This window comes from Actinotalea ferrariae (genome assembly GCF_019733465.1).
Lineage (GTDB): Bacteria > Actinomycetota > Actinomycetes > Actinomycetales > Cellulomonadaceae > Actinotalea > Actinotalea ferrariae_A.
Map to the genome: position 1 here is coordinate 1 of NZ_JACVQL010000309.1, position 5,549 is coordinate 5,549.

Consider the following 5,549-nt stretch of genomic DNA (forward strand, 5'->3'; position numbering starts at 1 on the left):
GGCTGGGGGAGGGGCAGCGGCTCGGGCCGCGCGGCGGGCGCCGGGGCGACCCGCGGCAGCGCCTGCCGGTCGACGGCGACCGGGGCCGCAAGGGCGTCGGGAGGCGTCGCGGACGCGGCAGGGACGAGGGTCGGCGTGCCCCCGGGGAGGGGTGCGTCGAGGGTCAGCGACATGGGGGCTCCCGGTCGGTCGTGAGGGTTGTGCCACCGCACGACGTCGGCGACGAGAGCTCGCCCCGACCGGGTTGGGAAGTGGAGCGTACCTCCGCCGACGGCCGCTGAACAGCGCCGGATTGGGTACAGCCGCCGGGGGCATGTATCCTCGTGCGCGGCCCTGTGCCACGCGCCCGTAGCTCAACGGATAGAGCATCTGACTACGGATCAGAAGGTTGGGGGTTCGAATCCCTCCGGGCGCACAGATAGAAGGCCCCGACCACCAGGTCGGGGCCCTTCGTCATCTCCCCAGCGTGCGCTCACCGCCAGGGCGCCGTCGCCGCCTCCTCGAACGCCGGGAGCGCGCGCTCGATCATGTCGCGGGTCGCCGTCAGGCACAGGCGGAAGTGCGCCGGCTGCCCGAAGATGCCGCCCGGCAGCACGTGCACGGACCGCTCGGCCAGCCAGGCGGCGAACGCCGCGGCGTCACCACCGGGTGCGGCGGCCCAGAGGTAGAAGGTGCCCTCCGGCCGGACGACGTCGTAGCCCCACCCGGTGAGCGCCCCGACCAGGAGGTCGCGCTTCGCCTCGAGCTCGGCGACGTCGAGGCCGACCGTCTCGAGCGCCTCGACGGAGTGCTGCATGATCGCCTCGGGGAACACCCAGCCGAGCGCGGCCTGGACCGGGAACGTGGCGGCACGCAGCGCCGCGCGGTCGGCCTCGGGCATCAGCGGGGACAGGGCCAGGTACCCCAGCCGCTGCCCCGGCGCGAGCAGCACCTTGCCGTACGAGTAGTCGATGAGCGTCCACGGGTAGTGCGCCGCGGGGCTGGCGAAGCCGGTGCCGTCGAACCGGATCCGGCGGTACGGCTCGTCGGAGAGCAGGTAGATCCGCCGGCCGATCCGCTGCGACGCGCGCTCGAGGACGTCCGCGAGCGCGTCCCAGACCTCCGGGCCGTACACGCGCCCGGTCGGGTTGTGCGGGCTGTTGACGACGACGACCCGCGTGCGCGGGGTGATCGCCGCGTCGACGGCGTCCAGGTCGATGTCCCACGTCACCGGGTCGAGCGAGGCCTCGACCGGCACGGCGAGTGCCTGCCGGAGGACCGGCGCGTAGAGGAACCAGCCCGGCTTGGGGATGACCACCTCGTCGCCGGGGTCGGTGAGCAGGTGGAAGGCGACGCTGATCGCCGCGAACGCCCCCGCGGTGAGCGCGACGTCGTGCGGCTCGAACTCCACGCCGAGCTCCTGGCTGAGCGACCGGGCGAGGAAGGTCCGGGGCGCCTCGTCGCTCGCCTTGTACGCGTACCAGTCCGCCGACCGCGGCTCGGCGCTCGCCCGCAGCGCGTCGACGAGGCCCTGGAGCGGCATCTCCTGCGGGTTGCCGAAGGTGAAGATCGCGGCGTCGGGGTCGGCCTCCTGGAACAGCCCGGTCGCCGCGATCAGCGCCTCGAGCTCGGCGGTCTCGCCCGCGGCGGCGAGGGCGCGCGCCGACACCGGCGAGGCCTCACCGGGCGGCGGCGCGGCCGGTGGGCTCGCGGCGCCGGAGAGGGCACCGGCGAGCGGCGTCCGGTTGCCTGTCGTGGCAGGGGTGTCGAGCTCCATGGGTGGCCTCCCGACCGCGGTACGACGTCCCCCATGACAGACCCGTGGACCCCCCGGCGTCCAGACCCACGGCCGCCGGATGTCGCGGCTCCGCGCTACCGGCCCGTGAAGGTGGGCGGGCGCTTCTGCTGGAAGGCGGTGAAGCCCTCGGCGTAGTCCGCCGTCCCGGCGGCCGCCCCCTGCGCCCGCGCCTCGGCGTCGAGCAGCGCGTCGTCGAGCCCGCGCCGCTCGCGCAGCGCGGCGACGATCCGCTTGGACTCGACGAACGACCGCGTGGGTCCCGCGGCGAGCGTCGCGAGCAGCTCGCGGCAGCGGGGGAGCAGCTCGTCGTCGGGCACCACGCGGCTGACGAGCCCGACGCGCGCGGCCTCCTCGCCGTCCAGCAGCTCGCCCGTGACGATGAGGTCCATGGCGCGGTGCGGCCCCAGGCGGTCGACGAGCAGCGCGTGGCCGCCCGAGTCGAGCACCGCGCCGATCCGCGCGAACGGCGAGCCGACCTTCGCGCTGCGCGCCGCGTAGACGACGTCGGCGGCGCCGAGCAGGCCGAGCCCGATGCCGAGGGCCGCGCCCTGGACCGCGGCCACCACGGGCACCGGCACGGCGCGGATCGCGTCGAGCACGGGGTGCACGAGGTCGCGCAGGAAGGCCTCGGCGTCGTCGGTCGTCGGGTCGACCCCGGAGATGTCCCGGCCGGCGCAGAACGCGCGGCCCTCGCCGCGCAGCAGCACGCCGCGCAGGCCCTCCGTCGCCGCCAGCTCCCCGAACGCCACGCGCAGCGCGTCGAGCGCGGGCGGGTCGAGCGTGTTGAGCCGCGCGGGCCGGTCGAGGACGACCTCGGCCGTGCCGCCCACGACCGTCCAGTGCACTCCCAGCGCGCCGTCGGCCTCCTGCGCGGCGGCGCTCACCGCGGCCACTCCTTCGCCACGAGCGTCAGCACGTCGTAGGTCGCGACCGCCGTGCCGTCCTGGTTGACGACCTCCGCGTCCCACACGACCTCGCCGTAGTCGGCGTCGGCCCGCGGGGAGATCGCCTTGGCCGTGAGGGTCACGGTGAGCGCGTCGCCGGGGTAGACGGGCTCGAGGAAGCGCAGGCGCTCGAGGCCGTAGTTGGCGAGCACCGGCCCGGGCTCGGGCGAGACGAACAGGCCCGCGGCGAGCGAGACGACGAAGTAGCCGTGCGCGACGCGGCCCTCGAAGAACGGGTTCGCGGCCGCCGCCTCCTCGTCGGTGTGCGCGTAGAAGCGGTCGCCCGAGAGGTCGGCGAAGCGGTCGACGTCGTCCAGGGTCACGACCCGCGGCCCGCCGACGACGGCGTCGCCCACGCGCAGCTCGGCGAGCGACTTCTGGAACGGGTGCGGCCCCTGCGTGCGGCGCGGTGCGCCGGACACCCACGTGCCCGTGATCGCCGAGAGCGCCGCGGGTGAGCCCTGCAGGGCCGTGCGCTGCATGAAGTGCAGCACCGAGCGGATGCCGCCGAGCTCCTCGCCGTCGCCCGCGCGGCCCGGGCCGCCGTGGACGAGCTGGGGCAGCGGTGAGCCGTGACCGGTCGACTCGGGGGCCGAGTCCTGGTCGAGCACGAGCAGCCGCCCGTGCCACGGCGCGACCCCGAGCACGAGCTCGCGGACCACCTGGGGGTCGGCCGAGACGATCGACCCGACGAGGCTGCCGCGCCCGCGCGCGGCGAGGTCGACCGCGTGCTCGGTGTCGCGGTACCCGATCACCGTGCAGACCGGCCCGAACACCTCGACCTCGTGCGGCTCGGGCCGCGCCGGGTCCTTCGCCCACAGCACGACGGGCGGCAGGAAGGCGCCGCGCACGCGGTCGGCGCCGACGACGTCGAACGCGTCCGGGTCGCCCACCACGCGCTCGGCGCCGCGCGCGAGCTTGTCGAGGTTGGCCCGGACGCCGTCGCGCTGCGCGAGGCCCGCGAGGGCGCCCATCGTCACGCCGTCGGCGGCGGGGTGGCCGACGCGGACCTTAGCCGCGATCCGCGCCTCGAGCGCCTCGATCACGTGCGGCACGAGCGGCTCGGGCACGAGCGCGCGCCGGATCGCGGTGCACTTCTGGCCCGCCTTGGCCGTGAGCTCGGTGACCACCTGGCGCACGTACAGGTCCATCTCCGGGCTGCCGGGCTGCACGTCGCGGCCGAGCAGGGAGAGGTTGAGCGAGTCCGCCTCGGAGCTGAACCGCACGCCGCGCTGCTGCACCGCGGGGTGGCCGCGCAGTAGGGCCGCGGTGTGCGCGGACCCGGTGAACGCGACGGTGTCCTGCTCGTCCAGCAGGTCGAACAGCCCCGCCGTGCCGCCGACGACGAGCTGGATGCTGCCCGGCGGCAGGAGGCCCGACCCGACCATCTCCTCGACCATCGCCGCCGTGAGGTACGCCGTCTGCGTCGCGGGCTTCACGACGGTCGGCACGCCCGCGAGGAACGCGGGGGCGAACTTCTCGAGCATGCCCCAGACGGGGAAGTTGAACGCGTTGACCTGGAGCGCGACGCCGCGTCGCGACGTGTGCACGTGCTGCCCGACGAACTGCCCGCCGCGGCCGAGGCGCTCGGTCGGGCCGTCGACGACGACGTGGCTGTTGGGCAGCTCGCGCCGACCCTTGCCGGCGTAGCTGAAGAGGACGCCGATGCCGCCGTCGACGTCGACCAGCGAGTCGCGCCGCGTCGCGCCCGTCCACGCCGAGACGGGGTAGAGCGCCTCGCGCCGCGCGTTGAGGTGCAGCGCGAGCGCCTTGAGCGCGAGCGCACGCTCGTGGAACGTCAGCTCGCGCAGCGCCGGCCCGCCGACGGACCGCGCGTGGTCGATCACGGGCACCATGTCGATCGCGTCCGTGCCGATCACCGCCACGGGCTCGGACGTCGCCGCGTCCAGCAGCGCCGTCGTCTCCCGGCCGGGGCCCTGCCACCGGCCGCCGACGTAGCTCTTCACGGTCATGGTCACGGCTGGCTCCTCCGTATGCTGCGCGGGTGGACGACGACGACGTGCTGTCCCGGGCTCATCCCGGCCTCTCGCTCGGTGCCCTCGACGTGAAGATGGGTGTGCGGGTGCTCGAGGCCTCGCCCGAGCGTCTGGTCGCGACCATGCCGGTCGAGACCAACACCCAGTCCTTCGGGCTGCTGCACGGCGGCGCGATGGCGTGCCTCGCGGAGGCGGTGGGCTCGTGGGCCGCCGTCATCCACGCGGGGCCCGAGCGGACCGTCGTCGGCGTGGACGTCAGCGCGACGCACCACCGCAGCGCGCGCAGCGGCGTCGTCACCGCGACCGCCCTGCCGCTGCACCGCGGCTCCCGCGTCGCGACGTACGAGGTCGTCATCCGCGACGACCAGGACCGCCGGCTGTGCACGGCGCGCATGACGTCGCTCATCCTCGAGCCCCGTCCCGCAGGCTGACGGCAGCCTGCTCCTCGCGCTCGCGACGGCGACGCTCGCGCTCGGCGAGGAACCGCCCCATCCGCTCGCGCTTGTCGGCGCTCTCGAACAGCTCGGCCTGCGCCTCCCGGTCGAACGCCGTGGTCGCCGGCCGGTGCGTCCGCAGCGCGGCCTTCGTCAGCTCGAGCGCACGCCACGAGCGCGTCGCGATGCGTTCGCCGAGCGCGACGGCCTCGTCGAGCAGCCGGTCCGCGGGGTGCACGGCGTCGACGAGCCCGGCGGCGAGCGCCGCGTCGGCGTCCAGCACCTCGCCCGTGTAGAGCATGCGCCGCGCGAGCGGCAGCCCGACGGCCTGGGGCAGGCGCCAGTGCGCCCCGGCCGCCGCGACGATGCCGAGGGACGGCTCGGGCTGGCCGAAGCG

Annotated in this window: 5 protein-coding genes and 1 tRNA gene; 2 read left to right on the forward strand and 4 right to left on the reverse strand. The window is 75.5% G+C overall.

Annotated features, from left to right (window positions below; translation table 11 throughout):
- Positions 1-342: 342 nt before the first annotated feature.
- Positions 343-415, forward strand: a tRNA-Arg gene (locus ICW40_RS18555).
- A 57-nt stretch (positions 416-472) separates the two neighbouring features.
- Here the strand turns inward: ICW40_RS18555 and ICW40_RS18560 are convergent.
- The 3 genes from ICW40_RS18560 to paaZ form a co-directional block, all read right to left on the reverse strand.
- Positions 473-1,756, reverse strand: a complete 1,284-nt coding sequence (locus tag ICW40_RS18560) for an aminotransferase class I/II-fold pyridoxal phosphate-dependent enzyme (RefSeq protein WP_221655480.1) — start codon at positions 1,754-1,756, stop codon at positions 473-475.
- A gap of 95 nt (positions 1,757-1,851) precedes the next feature.
- Entirely contained in the window at positions 1,852-2,661 is an 810-nt protein-coding gene (locus ICW40_RS18565) for an enoyl-CoA hydratase/isomerase family protein (protein ID WP_308121907.1), read from the reverse strand.
- Positions 2,658-4,694, reverse strand: a complete 2,037-nt coding sequence (paaZ, locus tag ICW40_RS18570; protein WP_221655482.1) for a phenylacetic acid degradation bifunctional protein PaaZ — start codon at positions 4,692-4,694, stop codon at positions 2,658-2,660. The genes ICW40_RS18565 and paaZ overlap by 4 nt, the downstream gene beginning before the upstream one ends.
- A 98-nt stretch (positions 4,695-4,792) precedes the next feature.
- Between paaZ and ICW40_RS18575 the strand changes: the two genes are divergently transcribed.
- Entirely contained in the window at positions 4,793-5,149 is a 357-nt protein-coding gene (locus ICW40_RS18575; protein WP_221655483.1) for a PaaI family thioesterase, read from the forward strand.
- Here ICW40_RS18575 and ICW40_RS18580 read toward each other — a convergent pair.
- Positions 5,121-5,549 (reverse strand): enoyl-CoA hydratase/isomerase family protein (locus ICW40_RS18580; RefSeq protein WP_260459442.1); only part of this gene is annotated, 429 nt, incomplete at its 5' end. The two genes, ICW40_RS18575 and ICW40_RS18580, sit on opposite strands and share 29 nt — an antisense overlap.

Bases quoted from the DNA above. Each gene is read 5' to 3' on its own strand.
- ICW40_RS18560 (WP_221655480.1), bottom strand. From the start codon at position 1,756: ATGGAGCTCGACACCCCTGCCACGACAGGCAACCGGACGCCGCTCGCC.
- paaZ (WP_221655482.1), bottom strand. From the start codon at position 4,694: ATGACCGTGAAGAGCTACGTCGGCGGCCGGTGGCAGGGCCCCGGCCGG.
- ICW40_RS18575 (WP_221655483.1), top strand. From the start codon at position 4,793: ATGGGTGTGCGGGTGCTCGAGGCCTCGCCCGAGCGTCTGGTCGCGACC.